Genomic DNA, 19,440 nt, shown 5'->3' with positions numbered 1-19,440 from the left:
CCCGAACGTATCCGCCCCACCCCGGAAAGACGATGCCCCCCAAGCACGCTGCCGTCCTTCGGCCACCCACCGGCCGACATGTCCGCACTCCCGACTTCGGACCCGTACGCGGCGTCTACGTCCCGCGCACCGCCGATGCCGGCGCCTTCGCGATGAGCACGTACGGCATCCCGCTGCTCGTCCTGGCCGTCACCGACTCGGCCACCCTGACCGGCTTGGCCTTCATGCTCGAATGGGTTCCCCGCCTCGGCGCGTTCGCCCTCGCGGGCGCCGCCGTGGACCGGTTCGGCAGCACCCGGGTCCTTCGCATCGCCTCGGTCCTGCGCGCTGCGGTCGTCCTCGCCGCAGCCGCAGTCCTGCCCTCCGTGGGCGAGGGAACGAGCGCCGTGATCGCAGTCATGACACTGGCCGCCACGACAGGCGTCCTCACCGAGTTCTCCTACATCGCGGCCGAAACCGCGGGCGGCGCCGCGAGCCGGGACGCCGGAGGCCATGCCCACCGCGTCCAGGCCGTCCTGCTGGGCATCGACCAGGGCGCCACCCTGGCCGGCCCGGCCCTGGCCGGCGTGCTGCTCCAGTACAGCGGCGCCACCGGCATGCTCCTGATCATCGCCGCCTGCTCCCTGCTCGGCGCGGCCCTGGCCCCCCGTCAGCGTCCCGTCTGGCCCCAAGAGGCCCCGGTCCCCGTCGCCCAGGGCCTCAAGATCGGATGGCGGACCCTGCGGTCGCTCCCCGCCCTGGGGTGGTTGTGCGTCGGGCTGGTGCTGTCCAACTGCGCGATCGGCCTCGTGCAGGCCGCCGGCCCCGTCCTGGTCATCAAGCAACTCGGTGGCACGAGCAGCCAGGTCGGCCTCGTCTGGTCTGCCGCCGCCATCGCCTCCCTGGCCATGGTCACCCTCGCCCGCTTCGCGATCGACCGCGCCGGCCTGTGGCCGGTCGGAGCTGCCGCAGCCGCCCTCGCCTCCCTGGCCTGCCTGGCTCTGGCAGCCGCCGACACCTACACCGTCTTCCTGGTCCTGGTGGCGCTGCTGATGGCCGGCGAAGCGGGCATGACCGTGGTGCTGCGCACCCTGCGCGCCCACCTCGTCCCGGCCGAGGTGTTCGGCAGCACCCTCTCGCTGATCATCCTGCTGCTCCTCGCGCCGTTCCCCCTCGCCGGAGCCCTGGTCGCGCTCACACCACCGGACCTGCTCGGCCACGCCATCACCGCCTGCGCCGTCCTGCAGGCCGTCGGCCTGGCCGTGGCCTTCGCGAAACTCCGCACCCATCCGGCCACCCGCCGCCCGCTCCCCGCCTGATCTCTCCCACCCCGTCTGCCATCCCGAACAGGACCACCATGCCCGAGCCCACCGACTCCACCCAGCCGCAGCACCTTCGCCTCCGCCTGCGCGAAGTGGCCGCCCTCGACGACGAGGCGTTCGCCCACTACCTGCAGGAGCGCTTCGAGCACCTGGTGACGGCCGCGATAGCCGATGCCAGCGGCCACCTCCGCCCCGCCCAACACGACCTGCTCCACGCTCCCACTCGCCTGCACGAACTGCGTGACGCCCTCACCTTCGCCGAGGGCGACCTCCAGGTCGCCGTCGAGCGGATGACCTACCACCAGGACCCGCGCACCACCCGCACCGCCCGCCAGCTGAGGCAGGTCCGTACCGCCCGCCACCAAGTCCACCGGGAAACCGCCGCGCTGCGCCGGTCCGAAGACCGCACGCGCGAATCCGAGGAGACTCCTTCGACGGACACGGTCACCACGACCCGGGGATGGCTCTCGCAGGCGTATCCCGTCCTCTTCGCCCAGCTCCTCGCCCAGGCTCACGCCGCCGCAGGGCTGCCCGCGCGCCCGCTGGCCAAGGACATCTTCGACACCGTCGAGGAAGGCTGGGCCGATGGCTACCTCCCCGCGCCCCGCACAGCGGAGGTCGACCGCCTGCTGTCCATGGGAGCCGTGGCCTTCCGCAGCGCTGTCGCCGATGACGCCCGCAATCAGAACGACCGCGATCCGGCGCTGCGCCACCCGCTGCTGCAGCGGCGCTGGAACACGGCACTGGAGGAACTGACCAGCCTGACCGTGCCGGTGGCCCGCGCCTCCAGCTCCTCGGCCCTGGGCTCCCTGCCCAACGGGTTCGCCGATATCCCCGAACCCGACGCCTTCAAGGTCCTCAACGCGCGCCGGTTCCTGGTCGCGGCCTGGCAGCGCCGAGCCGAACACAACCGCCTGATCCACCAGTACGCGATCACGGTGACCGACCGGCGCCGCGCCGCCCCCGGCCACGATCTACGGCGCCAGGCCATCGACGCGGCCCTCGACCGCCTCGTCGCCGCGCAGCCTGCCGCCGCCGCCCGCATCCTGGCCCGGCTTCGCCCGTACGCCACCGCGGACGGAAGGCTCGAGCCGGACACCTTCACCCCGGCCTTGCGCGCCCGTGCCAAGCGCGAGGTCCTCGCCGACCTCGCCGCCATCCGGAGGCTGGACACAGTGTTGCCCTCCGCGCTCCCTCCCCGGCCGGCCCTCGCCGCCCCGGCTGCCCTGACCGCCACGCTCTGACCGCACCCCCTTCGTTCGTGGAGACGCCCTTGCCTTCATCCGCCCCCCAGGCCGCCGCCACCGTGGACGGCGACGTCTACGTCACCCCCCGCTACCTCGCCGGATCGCCCGGCTACGGCGATGCCGGCTTCGCCCCCGTCAAGCATTGGCCCCACCATCACCTCGACGAGGGCCCGCACCAGCTCGTCGTAACCAGCCCGGACCACCGCATCCGGATCGGCTGGGCCGGAGACGACTACGACCTGTGGACGATCAGCGCCGCGCCCGACGCGGTCTCCGGACCGCAGTGGACCGCGATCGTCAACCAGAACACCCCGCCCGAGCTCGTCGCCGCCCTCACCACCGCCCTCGCCCGGGACTGGGCCGACGGCCAGGACCGCTTCCTCGCGGCCCCGTCGGCGTACTGGGCCGACAGCCTGGCACCGCTGGTCGCCGCCGGCTGGCAGCGCACGGGCGCCGAGGTCGGCACCGTGGAGCTGACCGCCCCCGACAGCAACGCGGGTGTCTACATCAACCGCTCCCGCCGCGACCTGCCGGACGGGACGGAACTGTGGGCCGGCCCTCCCGGCTGGGGCACCCGCGCGGAGATCACGTTCAGCTCCCGTACGCCCTCCCACCTCATCGCGGCCACCGCGGAGGCGTTCACCGACACAACTCCCGTGGCTCGCTGGCAGCAGGGCCTCGACCGTCAGCTCGCCGCCCTCGCGCAGCTCACGCCCGTCGTACCGCCCCGCCCTCCGGTGCCGACTCCCCGCGATCTCCGCCCCCGCATCGGGGTCCGCCCGCCCGTCGCGGTCGGCAGCGTGCCGCGCTGGAGCACCGCCACCACCCCCTCCGCTGCCCTTCCCGCCCGCGGCGCTGTACGCCGCTGACCGACAACGAGGAACCCCTTTGGCCCTGTTCACCGAACAGTTCTTCGCCGACCACCTCACGCTGCCCTACCCCGAGGCCGCCGTCGTCGGCCATGCCTACTACGCCGCCCCCGCCCCAGACCTCCCGCTGCGGCTCCGCATCGACTTCGCCCCCACGATCTACGCCGACCGCTACGACGGGCTGCGACTGCAGATCGTGCACCTCGACAAAGGACCGATCGACACCGCCGTGCTGCGCTTCGCCGACCACGGTGCCTTCGACACCCGAGACCGGCGCCTCGGACACAAGCCCGGCCAGGGCGAGTACGGCACCTTCAACGACTGGAACCACAGCGAGCACCCCCCGTGGGTCGGCATCGGCGTTACCCGGCTGCGGGCCGCGATCGACCAGTACGTACGCCTGTGGATCCCCGGCGCTCCACCGGTACGGACCAGCCAGCCCCCGCCGCCGCATCCCGGCAAGTTCGGACCTCTGCCGCCCGGGCGCGGTGACCACCCTCCTGCCGTAAAGCCCCGCCCCTCGGCCGTCATTGGCCCATCGCGCCTACTGACTCACCGCCGCCCGCACCCGACTTCCCCTCTCCACCGACAGGACCCTCTCCTCCTTATGCGCCTTCGCCCCGCCCACCCCGCCCACCTGGCCGTCGCCGTCGCCGCCCTCGCGGCAGGCACCCTGCTGCCCGCGACGGCCATGGCCGCCCCGGAAGCCTCCGTGGTGCTGGGCCCCGGCTACACCATCCCCGACTCCGAGGGACACGCCGCCTCCAGCCACATCGGTGCCTACGGCCCGCCCGGACCGGCCGTCCACGGCGACACCGAGACCTACTGCGCCGACCCTGAACGCAAGGGCCCGGCCGACGCCGGAGGCTACGGCGAGCCGCAGCCGGTCCCGTCCTGGACGTCGTCGGTGACCGGGAAGCCCGTCACCAAGGAGAACCTGGCACAGGCCGCCTATGTGATCGGCAAGTACGGGCAGACCCGCGACAACGCCCAGGCCGCCGCGGTCGACGCCGTGGTGTACGAGTACCTGGCCGGCGGCACCTACGCCCTCGACGGCGACCGCGGCAAGCAGCGCCTGGCGTACCCGGTCGTCTCCCCGACCGCCCGCACCCTCGCCCAGGGCTACGTCGCCGAGGCCAAGAAGCTCGCGGGCCCCTACACCCTCCAGATCACGCCGTCGGTGAAGACCACCACCACCGGGACGAAGGTCACCGTCGCGGTGAAGGTCACCACCACCGCCGGAACGCCGGTACCGAAGGTCGCCGTCACGCTCGCCGAGTCAGGCTCAGGCACCGCCTCCGGCAAGGTCACAACCAACGACAACGGCACGGGCGCCTGGGAGTTCACCGCCGAGAAGCCCGGGACCGCCAGCGTCACCGCGACAGCCGAGGGGCTGCCCGCCATCGGACTACAGGTCCTCACGCCCAAGAACCCGGCCGCCCAGCGGATGCTGCTCGCCGGGGGCACCACCAGCGTCAAGGACTCCGCCGCCATCACCGTCGGCGAGGCCACCGGCGGCGTGACGATCCGCAAGAAGGACCCCGAAGGCACCCGCCTGGTCGGCGCAGCGTTCCAGCTCCTCGACTCCGACGGCAAGCAGGTCGCCGCAGGCAAGACGGACGAACAGGGCAACCTCGTCTTCGACAAGCTCCCCGCCGGCACCTACCGGCTGCGCGAGACCTCCTCCGGCAGCCCCGTCCACGACCTGATCGCCGAGCAGACCATCACGATCACCGCCGGACGCACAGCTCAGGCCAACGCCCTCGACCTCGTCGACCCGCTCAAGAAGGCCCGCCTGTCGGTGAAGAAGACCGACAAGAACACCGGCAAGACCCTGCCGGGCGCGGTCATCGCCATCCGCGCCGATGATACGGACAAGACCGGCAAGCACACCCCCGGCAAGGTGATCACCAGCGTCACCACCGGGACCGACGGCACCGCGACCGTCTCCCTCGACGTCACGCTCAAGGCGGGCACCCGCTACTGGGCCGGCGAGACCAAGGCCCCCGAGGGCTACCAACTCGACGCCTCACCGGTCGCGTTCACCGCCCGACCCGGAGCCGACGTCACCGTCACCCTCGCCGACAAGCCCACCGCGACCACGCCGCCGAGCCCGAGCACCCCGCCCGCGACACCCTCGGCCACCACCCCGCCGACGACGCCGCCTGGATCCCTCGCTCACACCGGCGCCGACGCCACCGCCTGGCTGGCCGGCGGAGCCACCGCCCTGCTCGCCGCAGGCGGCGGTCTCTACCTGATCAACCGCCGCCGCCGTACGGGCGACGCCCCCAGCTGACCCCCCGCGCTGCCGGGCCCCGCTTTCGGAGCCCGTGCCACACCGTCCCGCACCGCACGATCCCGCCCGGAGCACCCCTGATGAAGCACCGCCCCTTCCTTTTCACCGCGCTCGCCGTGACCGCCGCCGTCGCCCTGACCGGCCACCACCGCCACCGCAGCCCCCTCCCCGTCCACCGAAGCCCCCAAGGATCAAGGCGACCCCGCGCCGACGGACAAGGCCGGACTGCGCATCGCCAAGACGGACCCCGAAGGCCAGCCCGCCCCCGGAGCCGCCTTCCAGCTGCTTGACTCCGCGGGTAAGACGCTCGCCGAGGGCAAGACCGGCGCCGACGGCACCCTGGCCTTCTCCGACCTCACCCCTGGCGTCGTACGCCTCAAGGAGACCGATTCCGGCAGCCCGCTGCTGGGCACCGTCCCCGACCAGGACGTTGTCGTCGCCCCCGGCGAGCCCAAGGTCCTGGCGATCACCGACCCGTACAAGTCCGCCGGCCTCACCCTCAAGGTCACCGACAAGGCCACAGGCAAGGGCCTGGCCGGAGCCATCGTCAACATCGCCCCGAAGGACGCCAAGGACGACAAGGGCGCCTTTACCCTCACCACCGGCCCGGACGGAACCGCCAAGGCCCCCCTGCCCGTCGGAAAGAAGACCGGCAGCGCCTACACCGCCACCGAGACCAGGGCCCCGGACGGCTACCGACTGGAGACCACCCCGGTGGAGATCACGGCCAAGCCCGGAGCCGAGACCACCGCGGCCTTCACGAACGCGGCCACGGCCAAGCCCACCGAGGAACCGACGGGGAAGCCGACGGCCAAGCCCACCGGCGATCCCACCTCCCAGCCCACGCCGACCGGGTCGCCCTCGACCGGCACCGGGGAGCCGACCGATGCGGCATCCCCCTCCAGCAGCCCGGAGATCGGCACCGCTACCGCGACCCCCACCGCACCTGACGTCAAGCCCGAAGGCTTCCTCGCCCACACCGGCGCCGACAGCACCAACGGGTGGCTCCTGGCAGCCGGCGGCCTTCTCCTCGCCGCCGGAGGCGGCGCCGTCTACGCCGCCCGCCGCCGTAAGAACGACGAGAGCGACACCGGCACCGGCCAGCACCGGCGTACCGACGACAACTGACCTCACCACCACCGGCCCCGGGAACCAGACAGGTTCCCGGGGTCGACTGCGTTTCGCCCCTGTGGCCGGTGTGGTGCTGCCAGCAACGTCGCCGCCAGTTGAGCATCGTCTATAGGGGCACGGCTGCTCGTGCTTCGGGAGTATTCAGTCGTCTGCGGCCGGGGCGCCAGAGTTAGCAGGGTCCTCCAGCGGCACGAAGAGCAAGGAGAGCGCAGCCTGGATCACCAGGGCAATGTGGTGGCGGGGTGGGGTGTCCACCAGGTCGTGGAGAACGTTGTTGCGCAGGTTCATGCCGTCGGTGGGTCCACCAACGAGCGTCCGGAAGACCGTCGGCCAGGGCTCGGGGTATCCGGCCTTGCCCATGTCCGTGATGAGGGACCCGAGTTGGCTGACCTGGCCCGGCCGGTCGCCCTGGTGGTGCTGGATGAAGGCGACGTCGGCGGCCTGAATCCGGCGACGCAGCAGGCCCTCGACGCGAGGGAGGGCCAGGGTGATCGCGATGTCGTCCTCGTGCTCCCAGAAGGCGCGCAGGGCGCGGGCCAGTCCTCGCATGCGGGTGGCCGGCGCGAGCGGCGGGTTGGATAGCTGGTCGAGCAGCTGTTCCTCGGTAGGGGCGAACCGTTCGTGGAGCTGGTCGAGCTGGGCCTCGATGAGGACGCCGTGGATGCCCAGGGAGAAGACGTGGGCATCGGTCCGGCCGGTCCCCGCGGCGATGCCCTCCTCCGAGAACGCGGTGACCACCGGGCCGTTCAAGTTCAGGTGTGCCGTCGGCAAGCGAAGCAGTCCGTGCTGCTCGGCGTCGATCGGGTCTGCCAGGACGGGGACCGCGGTGGCGATGGTCCGCAGAGCTGCAGGGAGGTCGGCAGCGGAGTCGATGGCCGCGCGTGCGGCGTCGACCAGCGCCGTCGGGAACTGGAACGGAGTGATCGTTCGGGTCAGGCCCAGGTCCTCGGGACGGAGCTTCTGCTGGGTACGCCGGATCTCGTCCAAGGCATCGGTCAACCCGTGGTCGCGTGCGAACACGGCGGCTTCTTCGAGTCGCATCAGCTTGGGGAGCCCGTCGAGCTGCTCGGCGTGGTCGGTGTAGGCAGCGAGGATCCGCTGCTCGATCTGCTGCTGGTCGGCAGGATCGGGCTCGATGCGACGCATCATCTGCAGGGATCCGATGTGGTTATGGGAGTCCGCGCGGAAGCGGTCGACGGCACGCTCCAGCACGGGGCGGATGAGCTGGTGAAGGTTCTTGTCCGCCAAGAGGGGCTCGATCGCAGCGTGGACGATGCCTGGGGAGGGCTCCGGCCAGTCGAGGGCAGTGTCGGCGAGCCCGATCATCTCGGTGGTGACATCCGCCAGCTGCGGCTGGCGGAGCCTGGCGGCAAGCTCGTGCGCGGCTAGCAGGGCATCGACCGCCTCGCACCGAGCACTGACGGCGCGGTCCCCTATATCGGCCAGGAGCACGGGGACGGCCTCGCGGTAGCTGGCGATGGCCGCCGACACGTGGTCGATGGGACGGCCTCCGTGTCGGGCCTCCCATAGAAGGTGGTGCAGGCGGGCGCGCACCATCGGATGGCCAGCCGTGTCCGCGTACGCGGTCCAGACAGCGTGGACCTGGGGAGGAAGCTGGTTCGCTGCGGTCGGCCAGGGCTCAGGCCCCGGCCCCTGGTAGGAGCCCTTCAGTGCACCGTCGGGCTGGTGGAAGAAGAGCATCGCCGCGCACAGCGCATGCAGGTGATCCACCTCAGCCTCGGTGCGCCCCGCCTCGCCGACGGCAGCCGCCAGAGCGGTGACCATCTCCTGGTAGGAGGTGAACGGGTTGCTCGCGCTGTCCAACTTCTTCAGGACTGTTGCCTGTACCTGCGTCACATCGCCCGATCCTTCCTCAAACCTCCCTTCTTGTCAGCGGCCCCGCACTCCTTCGGCCGTGCTGGGGCATCGCTCAGGGCGCGACGGCCGAGGTGGGCCGTGCCCGAAACCGGACGAGTGCACCGCCCCAAGGTCGAGTTCGCCGGTGGCAGACAGGAAAGATCCCGCAAGGACTGGTGCAACGTTGCAGCGCATGTCAACCTAGACGACCTTCCCCCGACTCGGGGTTTTCCCAGGTCAGAGAGGTGATGCTTGTGACCGTGGAGCTGTCGAACGCCGGATTTCGCACCACGATCGAGAAGTTGCGCTTGCATAGCTGGCTTCTGGGGCCCGGTCAGCCGACAGAAGTCATCGACTGCTTCCCCGAGGCGAACGGCGACTTCACCCTCATCGTCGACGACCGGGCCGACACCCATATCTCCTCGGCCGATGGCAGGCTCTATCTCGGCTGGTTTCCCGACGGCCGGCCCGGAGCCGAGGACGAGGGCTGGGTCCTGGCCGTCACCGGCACCGCCAAGGTTCCCGGCTACCGTGTCGTCTTCGATCCACAAACTCCGTCACGGCTCGTGGCGGCTACCGTTTCCGAGGTGCTCGCCACCGCTCGGCGGCAGTAGTGCCAACGCCGCCTTGAGGCCGGGACCGCCGCCTCCCGTCCTTCAGCGGCTCGCCCGTCCCTCCGTGGTCCGTTCCCGGAGGTCGCGCGGCGCACATCCGCACCCACCACAACGCTTTCCACCCGTGAGGAGAACCGTGGCCCCCCAGCCCGAGCCCGGCGCCGAGATGACCGTCGCTGACCTGATGGAACACCTGTCCGCGGCGGACCCTGCCGCCCGCGTTCGGCTCGCGATCAACCCTTTCTTTCCCATGGCCCACAAGATGGGCACCGTGACCGTGGGCGCGGACCAGGACGGGCGACCGGTCGTCTATCTCGCCGAGGACGCGGAGGCGGTGCAATACGGGTACCTCCCCCGGCCAGTCGCCGAGGCCCTTACCTGGATGCCTCCGGTCGAGCCTCCTGCACGGGGACGGCGGCTGCGCGCCGTCTCCGACGACGATACGAGCCGCGACATCCCCTGATGACAAGGAGCACTTCTGCCCCCGGCCCCTGACTTCCCTTCCCTTCCCGCGTACTGGGTCACCCCGCGCCATCTCGCGGGCGACGACGGCCTCCTTGCGGACCAGGTCGGCTCCCACCTCACCGCGGCGGGCTGGACCAGCCTCACCCTCGTCCGAGGTCGGCGTGAGCCCGACGAATCGGACGACGCCCGGCAGGTTCTCCGCAGCACCGTCCTGCACGTCGCTCCGGACTCACTGAGCTGGGCGCAGTGGGTGCTGGCCGACGAGCCCATCCTCCTGGGTGATCAGCCGGTGGCATGGACGGTCTCTGCCCGTGCCACCCCCGCCAGCCTTCCCCAGTGGAGTGCGTACTTCTCCGCCGGCACCCCGCCCGAGGCTGTCACCGACTTCCTGCTCGCCCTGGAGGATCGCCCGGATCCCGCCCACGGCTACGCCGGACCGCAGGCGGTTCTCGATGCGCTGGCCGGCGGCGGCTGGATCCGCGACATCGACACCCCCACCGCCATGTCCGACCCGCGGCTGGCCGCCACCATGGCCTTGACCGCTTTGCCGGACGAGGGCATTCAGGACGGCGACCCGCTCGCCCTCGATCCCGAGGCGGAAGCGGCGGGATGGCAGGCATGGTGCGAACCGACGATGGGCGGCGGGCTCCTGTGGGCCGCCATGTTCTCCGCCAGCACGCCGCACGATCTCGTTGCGGCCTTCGCCGCCTCTCTGGCCTCACCCGCACCGGTGCTGCGCCACACCTTGCCGGAGAGCAGCGAGGGCCAGCTCACTGTGCAACCGACTGTCTGATACGCCGACGGCCGGACCCTCTTGGGTCCGGCCGTCGGCCTTTTGCGTCGCATTCACAGTCATTGATCGATGTGCGCCTCAGGAGGTGGTCGCGATACCTGCCGACGACCGGCACCCCGCCCGGCCTCAGCGTTTGTGCGCGAGTCGGGCGGGGCGCCAAGCGAAGGCGGTCTCCCTTGGCCACCGGTCAGAGGCCGTGGCCCGTGGTGCCTCGGGGCGGCTGGTCGCCGGGCTTGTGCCAGTGCACAGCCGGGAGACCCCCGTCTGCGGTCAGGTTTTCGGTGAGATGGGCAGCACGGGCACGGGTGCCGGAGCGGCGCACCGCCTGGGCGTTGGCTGCGCCGAGCAGGGACTGCAGCTCGGCGAATGCCGCCGTGGCTCGCTCGCTTTCCGGAAGCGCGATTTCATCGCGGCGTCCGGTGGACCTGGCGCCAAGGATCTGCGTCCGGTCTGCTCCGAGGGAAGCGAGAGCCAGCATCAGCCGCACCGGCGGATCGCTGGCGGCGGTGAGACGGGCGAGGGCCTCGGTGGACATGAACTCGGTCACGGAACCTCCATATAGAAGGGTGGGGACAAGGGGGTTCAGCGGGCTGTTGCCTTGGCCAGGGCGGTCTGCCCGTGGACCGTGACTTCCGCTGGGCTGCCGGAGATGACCAGGAGCACGGCTCCGTCGCGAATCACGGTCTGCTGGACGACGGTGCGCCGCCCGCCGGCGGTGACGGTGAGGACCTGCGCCCACTGCTCGTCACCGAGACGTGGCACCGGCACCGTCTGGGTGCGGACCTCCGCCACGGTGGTGGCGGTGACCAGTTGGTACGACGGGCAGGCGCCCATCGCGGTCATGATCCGCCCGACCCCCGCGGAAAGGTCCTTGGGCGGCGCGGAGTACAGCTCCTCGGTCAGTTGGGTGCCGCCGGGGCCGGTGAGGACCCGCTTCCCATGGTTCGGGAACGTCGCGTACGGGTTGTCCGCGGCGCTGCCCAGCTGCTCCAGCTGCGGGCAGCCCTCGACGGACGCCTCGGGCGAAGCCGTGGATGCGGCGGGGCGGGCGGCGTAGCCGGGGCCGAGGTCGTCGGCGGTGAGCAGCCGGTCCGCCAGCCGCTCCGACGGCAGCACTTCGTGGTTGCCGGCGGTGGGCATGGAGGTCTCCGCCCGAGGCGCTGCAGACGCCATGTCGGAGGGCGGGGCGGAACAGCTGGTCAGCGCCCAGAGGGCGAGGCAGGTGCTGGTGAGGACGGTGGATTGGCGCAGGCGCATGCGGGTTCCCTGGGTCGGATGCGGGTGTGCTGACCGTGGCCGCCTCCTAGGAGCGGCAGGGAAGGAACACAGGGGTCCAGGGGCGCGGTACCCGATCAGTGGCCGATGGAGCGCAGGCCCTCCTCGAGCGTGCCGAACTTGCCGTTGCTCGGTCCGCTGTTGCGGTTGTACCAGGCCACGTCCAGCCGCGGCTCCAGGGTCTCGTGGCCGTCGCGGCAGCGCAGCCAGATCCGCCCTTCAGTGCACAGGACGACCCAGTCCCGGTACGCCTCGCACTGTGGGCAGGCACGGACATCGCCTTCGATGACCAGGGGGCGCGGCCATGGCATGAGCCGGCCCGCCAGGTCGTCATCGGTGTCCATGCGGAAGTCCGGCGGCAGGAAGTCGTCCACCACCGGGGCGGCCGGAGCGGGGGCGGGCGTCTGCTGCACCGGGTCGGGCCACTGCGGCTCCGGGTGCGCCAGCCACGGGACACCTGCCGGCCCCAGCTCCGTACGATCCTGCTTGGCCTTCCTGCGACCGAACACTCGGGCTCCCCTCCCAGTCGGCTCCCCGCACACGGCGGTGGGTCAAGAAGCGTGCCCCATGGGCCCCACCTGCGGCAACTCACAAACTCCTGAAAGCCTGATCACCTCCGGCGGCGCTGTGTGCCCTTCGCTGCCGGGTTCTCGGCCTTCGGTCCGGTGGGGCCCGACGAGGCGGTGGCGCCGTCGGGCAAGGGCATCGTCTGGGCGTCGGCTGGCAGGTCCGCGGCGCGGCGCAGTCGCCACACCAGCACGTCGGACACCGACTCGGCGCTCCCCAGCTCCCGTCGGGCGGCGGCGTCGGCCAGCAGGGTGGTGGCGTCGTACCCGGCTGCCTCGGCATCGGCCAGGGTCGTCGCCAGCGCCGCCCATCCGGCTTCGGCCAGGACCCGTTCCGCCAGCGCCGGCGGCAGCGCTTCCCGGACCCGGAGGACCTGGCGGCGCAGCACCGGAAGAGCCAGCGATCGGCCCCGTACGGCCAGCACGCCCATGGGCTGCGCGGCGGCGGCTCGGTAGGCGGTCCGCAGGTGCTCTGCCGCCAGGTGGGCGGCGGCGGCCTGCTGCGCGTGTGCCTTCTTCGCATGCCAGTGCCCGGCCACGGTCACAAGGAAGAACACGGCGTCGATCACCATCGCAGTCGTCGCCCCGTCCTCCCCGCGCCCCAGGGCGGGACCGCTGTAGACGAGATCGCGAGCGGCCTGCCGCAGCGCCCGGTCGTGCCCGCGCTCGGCTCGTACGTGAGAACGGGATGCCCGCTCGAATGCGAAGGCGGCATCACGCAGTTCACGGCGGGTGTGGGCGGCACTCGTCTTCGCGAGCGCGTCAAGGATCTCGCCGGCCGCGGCGATGTACGCGGCCGTCGCCGCGTCGTCCGTCCCGTCCATGACGAGGATCGCCTGCCACACCGCCGCGCTCGCCCGACGTCGGGCCTGCGCCGGCCCCGACGCGGCCACCGGCTCGACGATCGGTTCATCCTGCCTGCGGTCGGACCAGCGCTCGCGGATTCGGGGCAGGGACAGATCTGCGGCGAGCTTCGAGCCCGGGTAGAAGATCGGTTCCCCGTCCTTGTTGAGGTCCCCCGGCAGGGCGACCGTGTAGCCCAGAAGGTCTCCGGAGGGTGCGACGCGCTTGCGGACCAGCACCCCGGAGGCGCCCAGTCGTTCAAAGAACTCCTCCTCACTGGCGACGCCGGCTGCTGCACGTCGTACGGTCTCCCGCAGTTCCTCCCTGGGCGTGCGCTCGCGTCCCATGCGATCGGCCTTATGGCGTTCGGCGCTGGTGGGCCGCTGGGCGGCGGTGCCGTCACCCGGGTTGAGCTGGCGCAGGCCCAGTTCCTTCTCCAGGAGCCGGGCTTCGGCCTGGACGCGGACGGCGTCGAAGTCGAGGTCGGGCCGGTAGCCGTCCTCGCGGACCAGGGTGGCCAGGATGTGGATGTGATCGTCGGCATGCCGGACGGCGACCCAGCGGCAGCCGGAGCCCTGCTCGGGGTCGTCGATGCCGGCGGCGGCGACCATCCGGCGGGCGACGTCGCCCCACTCCTGGTCGGACAGGGTCCGGTCGGTGGGCGCGTTGCGTACCGACAGGTGCCACACATGCTTCGTCGGCCGCTCGCTCTCGTGGAGGTTGGCCAGGGGCTGGTCGAGGAGTTCCTGGAGCTGCTTGTAGGTGACTGCGGGGTCGCGGCCGGGGTCGGGGGCGGCGTGGTCCCAGGAGGCCACCAGGTGCGGGTCGATGTGTTCCTCGGCCTTGCCGGGCCCGTACAGGTAGTACAGAAGGCCGATGGTGCGCGTCCCGCGCTTGTGGATCTTGGGGACCATGACGGGTGGGGGTTCCTAGCGGTGTTCGAGGAGCTGGTCGGTGGCGGTCTGGACTCGGCGGATCGCCCGCTGCACGGCGATCAGCACGGCATGGAGCTGGACGTCCGCAGGCTGGCCACCGGAGTTGACCGCGCGGGCCAGCTGGTTGAGGTTGTTGCCGACGTGGCCGAGGTGCCGGCGGGCGGCGAAGAGCTCCGCGACTACTTCTCGTTCACCGGCGATGGCGGCGGAGGCGCGGTCTGGGTCCCGGGCGGCGGCAAGCCCGCTGCGGGCGAGAAACGCGGGCAGGCTCGTACGGGATGCAGCTGCTGCGGTGGCAAGGCGGTTCTTCTCGTCGTCGTTGAGGCGGACGCTGCAGACGTGCGAGCGCTTGTTGGCGGCGGTCTTCGGCGAGCGCTTGCGCGAGGCGTTCTTCGTGGCGCGGCGCTTGCGGCGCGGCGCGGGCTTCTCCTCCGGCTGCGATCCGCCCTCGGTCGCTGCCTCGTGGACCGGTGCCCCCTGGCTCCGGTCCGCTCCCGCCACCCCTGGGGCGGGATGGGGCAAGACGCGCTTCCCCGACGGGGAAGAGTGTCTTGGCTGATAACTTGCTCCTTCTGGGAGCGAGTTGACGTCGGGAGAACGGTTGTCACGGGCCCAGGATTCGGCCGACTTGACGGTCCTGTTCGGCGCCGGTTCGGGCTGGTTTTCAGCGGACTGCATGGGTGCATTGGCTCCTTCCGGGAGGCCAGGTGGTGGGGGAACGGGACGGCGGCCCGGGTGCTGGTCCGGGCCGCCGTAGGGACAGGGTTCGGTCACCGGCACAGGGGGCAGCGCTCGAAGTGTCGGGCCAGGGCCCTGGCCATGTTCTGCTTCACGCCCCAGGCGTGCCGGGTGCTCGCCTTCGCTGCGGTGCTGCCCTCGTGACGGGCGGCATGGCCGCGCAGGAAGGCGATGTCGCGCTCGTAACCGGCCTTCATGTCGGCGAATCGGGTGCAGGTCTTCATCGGTGGGTGGCTCCTTCGTGGGATTTGGGGGAGGCGGTCGCAGAGCGAAGCGCGGTCAGGACGGGGCCGATGTGCTCGTTGCCGAGGGGGATGCCACGGGCGCGCATGATGCTTCGCAGCTGGGTTCGGGTGATCTGCGCGTTCCCGTCCGCAGCCAGGGCTGCGGGGACGTCCGGGAGGACCAGCTCGACAACCTCTTCCTCGGACAGGCGGCGCGGTCGGGTCCGGCGTTCGGACCGTCCGGCGTGGACCTTCGCCCGGACGGTCCGAGGACGTACCGGTCCCGTCCGAGTCCGCCGCGGTCCGGGTTTGGGGCTGGGCTGGTCCGGTCCGGCGGGGGCGTCGGTCCGGGTTTCGTCGTGGTCCGGGTTCGGTCCGGTCCGGGGCTCCGTCGTGTCCGGCGGTGCGGTGGTCCGGCTTGGGTCCGGGTCCGGTCCGGGTTTGGGGCTGGGCTGGTCCGGTCCGGCGGGGGCGTCGGTCCGGGTTTCGTCGTGGTCCGGGTTCGGTCCGGTCCGGGATTCCGTCGTGTCCGGCGGTGCGGCGGTCCGGCTCGGGCCGGAGCCGGTCCGGGTTTCGGTCGCGCTGTTCCGGAGGGGCCGGGCGATGCGCTGGTGGATCTGCCGCATCAGGACTCCGAAGGCGAGCATGGCGCCCGTCGGCGGGACGGCGGCGACCACGTAGTCCAGGACCGGGACCGGACTGCCGGTGGTGCCGCTGACGCCGGCGACGTTCAGCGCGATTGATCCGGCCGACCCTGCGGCCGTCAGCCCGATTGCCCACCAGTCCGTCACCCGGCGCAGACCCGCTCGCAGCATAAGCAGTTCGCCGGCGACGATGAACATGTCCAGCGTGGCGGGCCAGGCCCACTGCCGGATGGGCGAGCGGTCCAGGCCGTGCCTGCCAGCGACTTCGGCGAGGTGGGCGTAGGAGAGCCAGAATCCGGCGCCAGTCAGGACGATGATCACCGTCCCGGCAGCGATCAGGGCGTATCGGTCGGCGGTCTCCTCGGTCAAGGGCTCCCTTTCTCCGGGCTTGCTGTGGGGCGTGGTGTGTGGCCGCCGGCGGCGCGCATGGTCGACCGGTCGGGAGGCGGCGCCGGGCAGGTCATGCCGCCTTCCGCAGGGCGTCGTTGAGCTCGCGGGTCTGGGCCTGGCGCGGTACCTGGCAGAACGTTTCCTCGGGTGCGCTTCCGTCGCCGCTGTCGGCGGGGCTGGCCTGGCTGTCCGCGGCGGGGACCTTCCAGTACCGGTCGCGGTCTGCCACTGCGTGCGCCGCCCGGCGCAGGAGGTCGCGGGCGTGGTCGAAATCGACCCCGAGGACGTAGGCCAGCCGCGAGGTGCTCCAGCCGCGTACGTGGGCGGCGCGGGTGACGGCGTCGCGTTCGGCGGCGGAAAGGTGGACGTCCCGGCCCATGAGGGCGGCGCGGACCCGCTCGTAGTCGAGTCGCTTGGCGACCTTGGCGCGCCAGGGCTTGCGCTCCGACTCGGTCAGTCCGCCCCACAGGCCCCAGCGGATGTCGTTGTCCATGGCGTGGGTGAAGCAGTCCTGCCGCACGGGGCAGGCGCCGCACAGGGTCTTGGCTTCGGCGATGTCGGCGTGGGCCCGCGGCGCGGGGAAGAACATCCGGTCGGCTTCGGCAGTGTCCAGGTCGTGGCAGTTCCCTCGGTCGTGCCACGAGATGTCGGCGATGCCACGCAGGTCGGGCACGGGCTGGGTGTTGGTGGTGATTTCGCGCATGGGATGGGTCTCCAGGGCATGCCGGATAGCGGCGAGCGGGTGCGGCACGCAGCGGTGGTACCGGCTGACCGGCTCGCTGGCCGGGCGGTGGAAGGTGGTGGGCGCAGGTGGTCAGGCGGCGCGGAAGCGGCGGTCGGGGCCGTCGAGGTGGACCGGGGTACACATGCCGGACAGGCGGGAGATCACTCGGTCGCCGACCTTGTCCCGAAGCACCGGCTGCTCGGTCGCCATCCCAGGGGTACGCACCGGCGGCAGGTTCGAGGTGACGATCGTCGGCAGCTGGTTCTGCGCACGCCAGTTCAGCAGCCGGAAGGTGATCTCTTCGTTCCACTCGGACGCCTTCGCAGCCCCGAGGTCGTCCAGGAGCAGCAGCGGTATCCGCACGATCCGCCGCAGCAGGTACTCCGGATCGCCACCGCCCCGGGCCCGCATCTCGCCGTACAGGTCGGCGGCGGTCGTGGCGTGCCAGCGCACCCCGCACCCGGAGGCGGTCAAGGCGCGGATCGCGGCGTACGCCTGGTGCGTCTTGCCGGCGCCGGTGGAGCCCCACAGCAGCAGGCTGCGGCCGTGGGTGATCTCTCGCTGCCCGGCAGCCCCGAAGTGCGGGTTCAGCGGGCTCGCCGCGTAGCCGACGGCGCTGCCGGCGATGGTGCGGACCCACTCGGCTACGGCCGGGTGCTCGACGCGAGCCTCGCGGTAATCGCGCGGGATTCGCAGCTGAGCGGCCTCAAGCGCGGGGATCGCTTCCGGGGTGTCCGCGATGGGGGCGGTGGGGTCGATGCCGCGCTCGGCGAGCTTGCGCCGCATCCAGGCCATCGCAGCGTTGTCCGCGGTGGTCTGAGGGTCGGCGAGGCTGGTGCGGTTCACAGGGCGACTCCGAAGATTCCGGCGGGCTCGGTGGGGTTGCGGTACGGCGTGTAGGCGGGGGAGGCGCTGGCCCAGGGCCCCGCGCCGGAGGCGGAGGGCGGGCTCGAGCTCGACGACGGCGCTGGCCCGGAGTTGAGGAACTCGTTGACCAGGCTCGGCAGGACGCTGGGGTTAAGCCCCTTGGCGCGCAGCCGCTCCAGCGCCGGCCTCAGCACGTCGGGGCCGTAGCCCTCGTCCAGCAGCGTGCGGATTTCCTTGCCCAGGTGCCCGAGCACCTTCTTCGGCGGACGTCCTCCGGGGCAGCCGCGCAGGTACTCGGCCATCAAGGCCTTCGCCGACCACTCGGTCGCGTCGGCCGCTTCCAGCACCGTTTCCGGGGAGGAGCCGAGTGCGGGCGCCTCGCGCCCCCTACGGGGAGATCCAGGATCCAAGATCCTAGATCCAGACCGTGAGTCCTCACTGAATGTGGCGCCCATCACGTCGTCTGCTCGGGCTGCACCGCCCTGACCTGCAGATTCCCTCGCGGGGGTTGCGGGAGGCGGGCAGTGGGGTGATGTGGCCTCGGTCTCACCCCCCTGGGTGGGAGTGGCGTGAGTCACGGTGGGGGTGAAAGCGGGTGAATCGGACGGAACGGTTCGCGTGAGTGCTCCGTGAGCGTTCGCGGAATCGCCTCCGCCGACGGTGCCGGCGGGCGCCCCGTGGACTTCGGAGGACGCCTGTCGGGGGCTGGCCGCCGCATGGGTCTGGGTGTGGCACTGGGGACGGTCGCACTCGCCGCACGCCTTCGCCGCCTCGTGGGCCGGGCAGCGGGGCAGTCGGGAGTCCGAAGCGCGGTTGATCTTCTGGTGCCGGTCCCAGGTCACGATGTGCAGCCAGGACTTGCCGTCGCAGCCGGTGTACCGGCACACCAGGCCGACCTCGGCCAGCTGCTCCAGGTCGCGGGCGACGTGGGCGGGGGTGTGTTCCGGGCGCAGCGCCCACAGCCGTCCCGCGATGATGGCCGCGTGGTCGCGGAACCGGCCGGAGTCGTCCGCCTGGGTCAGCAGCCCGAAGAACGTGAGCACCGCGGTGACACCGACGGCGGCAAGGTCCTCGGATTCGAACGCCTCGGGCTTGATGGTGCGAATGCGTGCCATCAGGCGTCACCCCCGCGCCAGAGGCCCGAAATGGGCGGATGAGCGGTGTCCGCTGCACAGTCCGCAGCGGCGGCCCGAGGGTCCGGCCTTTCGCGCAGGGGTGTGCCCATGCAAAACTCTCCCTGAGTGATGCCGCAGCCGGTGTGCCCGTAGGAAGGGCCGGCGCGGTGATGACGGGTCTCTCCGGCCGTTGCCTCGGCTGGAGATAAGACTCTTCGCGTCTGGCGCCCGGGAGTTGCCTTCTCCCGGGCGCCGACTGCTTTTACGGACTAGCCGCTTGGTGTGTCCTGCATGCGTTCCTTTCGTCGGTCACCGGGTTGCCTCCCGGTGGGGACGACGAACATACGCAGACGCCCGCGCAAGATCCAGACCTGGCTCTACAGGCCGTGAAAAGTTGTATATGCCAAGCATTTCTTCGATGCGTCGGAGCGTGCAGATGTGAGCCGTTGCGCGGCAGTGCTGTCCAGGCGCACTCCGAGCACGCCAAAAAGGATCTTCAAAAGAGCCCCCACGTTCATGAACCGGCAGGCTGTCGCTCTGTACCGG

18 protein-coding genes and 1 pseudogene are annotated in these 19,440 nt (G+C 71.5%); 8 read left to right on the top strand and 11 right to left on the bottom strand.

Annotation, left to right across the window (positions count from 1 at the left end):
* Window positions 1-32: 32 nt before the first annotated feature.
* The 5 genes from OG764_RS07135 to OG764_RS07115 all read left to right on the top strand — a co-directional run bounded on the left by OG764_RS07135 (window position 33) and on the right by OG764_RS07115 (window position 6,841).
* The gene (locus tag OG764_RS07135) at window positions 33-1,298 is read left to right on the top strand and encodes an MFS transporter (RefSeq protein WP_443055863.1); all 1,266 of its coding nucleotides are present in this window, start codon (window positions 33-35) and stop codon (window positions 1,296-1,298) included.
* 38 nt (window positions 1,299-1,336) lie between these two features.
* On the top strand, window positions 1,337-2,545 hold the full coding sequence (locus OG764_RS07130; RefSeq protein ID WP_328967543.1) for a hypothetical protein: 1,209 nt from the start codon (window positions 1,337-1,339) through the stop codon (window positions 2,543-2,545).
* A 29-nt stretch (window positions 2,546-2,574) separates the two neighbouring features.
* The gene (locus OG764_RS07125; RefSeq protein ID WP_328967542.1) at window positions 2,575-3,417 is read left to right on the top strand and encodes a DUF317 domain-containing protein; all 843 of its coding nucleotides are present in this window, start codon (window positions 2,575-2,577) and stop codon (window positions 3,415-3,417) included.
* 19 nt (window positions 3,418-3,436) lie between these two features.
* The gene (locus OG764_RS07120; protein WP_328967541.1) at window positions 3,437-5,713 is read left to right on the top strand and encodes an MSCRAMM family protein; all 2,277 of its coding nucleotides are present in this window, start codon (window positions 3,437-3,439) and stop codon (window positions 5,711-5,713) included.
* Between the two features lie 225 nt (window positions 5,714-5,938).
* Entirely contained in the window at window positions 5,939-6,841 is a 903-nt protein-coding gene (locus OG764_RS07115; RefSeq protein WP_328972906.1) for an MSCRAMM family protein, read from the top strand.
* Between the two features lie 144 nt (window positions 6,842-6,985).
* On the opposite strand, the gene OG764_RS07110 is transcribed toward OG764_RS07115, so the two are convergent.
* Window positions 6,986-8,701 carry a hypothetical protein gene (locus OG764_RS07110; protein ID WP_328967540.1) on the bottom strand — a complete coding sequence of 572 codons (1,716 nt, stop codon included), beginning with the start codon at window positions 8,699-8,701 and terminating at the stop codon, window positions 6,986-6,988.
* A 248-nt stretch (window positions 8,702-8,949) separates the two neighbouring features.
* Here OG764_RS07110 and OG764_RS07105 point away from each other — a divergent pair, with 248 nt between their 5' ends.
* The 3 genes from OG764_RS07105 to OG764_RS07095 all read left to right on the top strand — a co-directional run bounded on the left by OG764_RS07105 (window position 8,950) and on the right by OG764_RS07095 (window position 10,573).
* Window positions 8,950-9,315 carry a DUF317 domain-containing protein gene (locus tag OG764_RS07105; RefSeq protein WP_443055862.1) on the top strand — a complete coding sequence of 122 codons (366 nt, stop codon included), beginning with the start codon at window positions 8,950-8,952 and terminating at the stop codon, window positions 9,313-9,315.
* Between the two features lie 166 nt (window positions 9,316-9,481).
* The gene (locus OG764_RS07100; protein ID WP_328972905.1) at window positions 9,482-9,778 is read left to right on the top strand and encodes a hypothetical protein; all 297 of its coding nucleotides are present in this window, start codon (window positions 9,482-9,484) and stop codon (window positions 9,776-9,778) included.
* A gap of 15 nt (window positions 9,779-9,793) precedes the next feature.
* The gene (locus tag OG764_RS07095; RefSeq protein ID WP_328972904.1) at window positions 9,794-10,573 is read left to right on the top strand and encodes a DUF317 domain-containing protein; all 780 of its coding nucleotides are present in this window, start codon (window positions 9,794-9,796) and stop codon (window positions 10,571-10,573) included.
* 187 nt (window positions 10,574-10,760) lie between these two features.
* Here the strand turns inward: OG764_RS07095 and OG764_RS07090 are convergent, their stop codons facing one another.
* The 10 genes and pseudogenes from OG764_RS07090 to OG764_RS07045 form a co-directional block, all read right to left on the bottom strand.
* Complete coding sequence (locus OG764_RS07090; protein ID WP_328967538.1) at window positions 10,761-11,120, bottom strand: hypothetical protein; 360 nt, start codon at window positions 11,118-11,120, stop codon at window positions 10,761-10,763.
* A gap of 35 nt (window positions 11,121-11,155) precedes the next feature.
* On the bottom strand, window positions 11,156-11,830 hold the full coding sequence (locus tag OG764_RS07085) for a hypothetical protein (RefSeq protein WP_328967537.1): 675 nt from the start codon (window positions 11,828-11,830) through the stop codon (window positions 11,156-11,158).
* A gap of 95 nt (window positions 11,831-11,925) precedes the next feature.
* On the bottom strand, window positions 11,926-12,357 hold the full coding sequence (locus tag OG764_RS07080) for a hypothetical protein (RefSeq protein WP_266949433.1): 432 nt from the start codon (window positions 12,355-12,357) through the stop codon (window positions 11,926-11,928).
* A 101-nt stretch (window positions 12,358-12,458) separates the two neighbouring features.
* Complete coding sequence (locus OG764_RS07075) at window positions 12,459-14,171, bottom strand: relaxase/mobilization nuclease domain-containing protein (protein ID WP_328967536.1); 1,713 nt, start codon at window positions 14,169-14,171, stop codon at window positions 12,459-12,461.
* Window positions 14,172-14,186: 15 nt separating this feature from the next.
* A complete protein-coding gene (locus OG764_RS07070) occupies window positions 14,187-14,714 on the bottom strand; it encodes a MobC family plasmid mobilization relaxosome protein (RefSeq protein ID WP_328967535.1) in 528 nt (175 codons plus the stop codon).
* Between the two features lie 248 nt (window positions 14,715-14,962).
* Window positions 14,963-15,154, bottom strand: a complete 192-nt coding sequence (locus OG764_RS07065) for a hypothetical protein (RefSeq protein WP_266578827.1) — start codon at window positions 15,152-15,154, stop codon at window positions 14,963-14,965.
* A 601-nt stretch (window positions 15,155-15,755) separates the two neighbouring features.
* A pseudogene (locus OG764_RS41705) lies at window positions 15,756-16,167 on the bottom strand (DUF2637 domain-containing protein); the annotation flags it as partial.
* 91 nt (window positions 16,168-16,258) lie between these two features.
* Window positions 16,259-16,891 carry a WhiB family transcriptional regulator gene (locus OG764_RS07055; protein WP_328967533.1) on the bottom strand — a complete coding sequence of 211 codons (633 nt, stop codon included), beginning with the start codon at window positions 16,889-16,891 and terminating at the stop codon, window positions 16,259-16,261.
* Between the two features lie 111 nt (window positions 16,892-17,002).
* Entirely contained in the window at window positions 17,003-17,758 is a 756-nt protein-coding gene (locus OG764_RS07050) for an ATP-binding protein (RefSeq protein WP_328967532.1), read from the bottom strand.
* The gene (locus tag OG764_RS07045; RefSeq protein ID WP_328967531.1) at window positions 17,755-18,894 is read right to left on the bottom strand and encodes a hypothetical protein; all 1,140 of its coding nucleotides are present in this window, start codon (window positions 18,892-18,894) and stop codon (window positions 17,755-17,757) included. Before OG764_RS07045 ends, OG764_RS07050 begins: the two co-directional genes overlap by 4 nt.
* Window positions 18,895-19,440 lie beyond the last annotated feature (546 nt).

The sequence above is a fragment of the Streptomyces sp. NBC_00239 genome (assembly GCF_036194065.1).
Lineage (GTDB): Bacteria > Actinomycetota > Actinomycetes > Streptomycetales > Streptomycetaceae > Streptomyces.
Note: the sequence above shows the minus strand (reverse complement) of the source record. Positions and strands in the feature narration are given on the sequence as shown.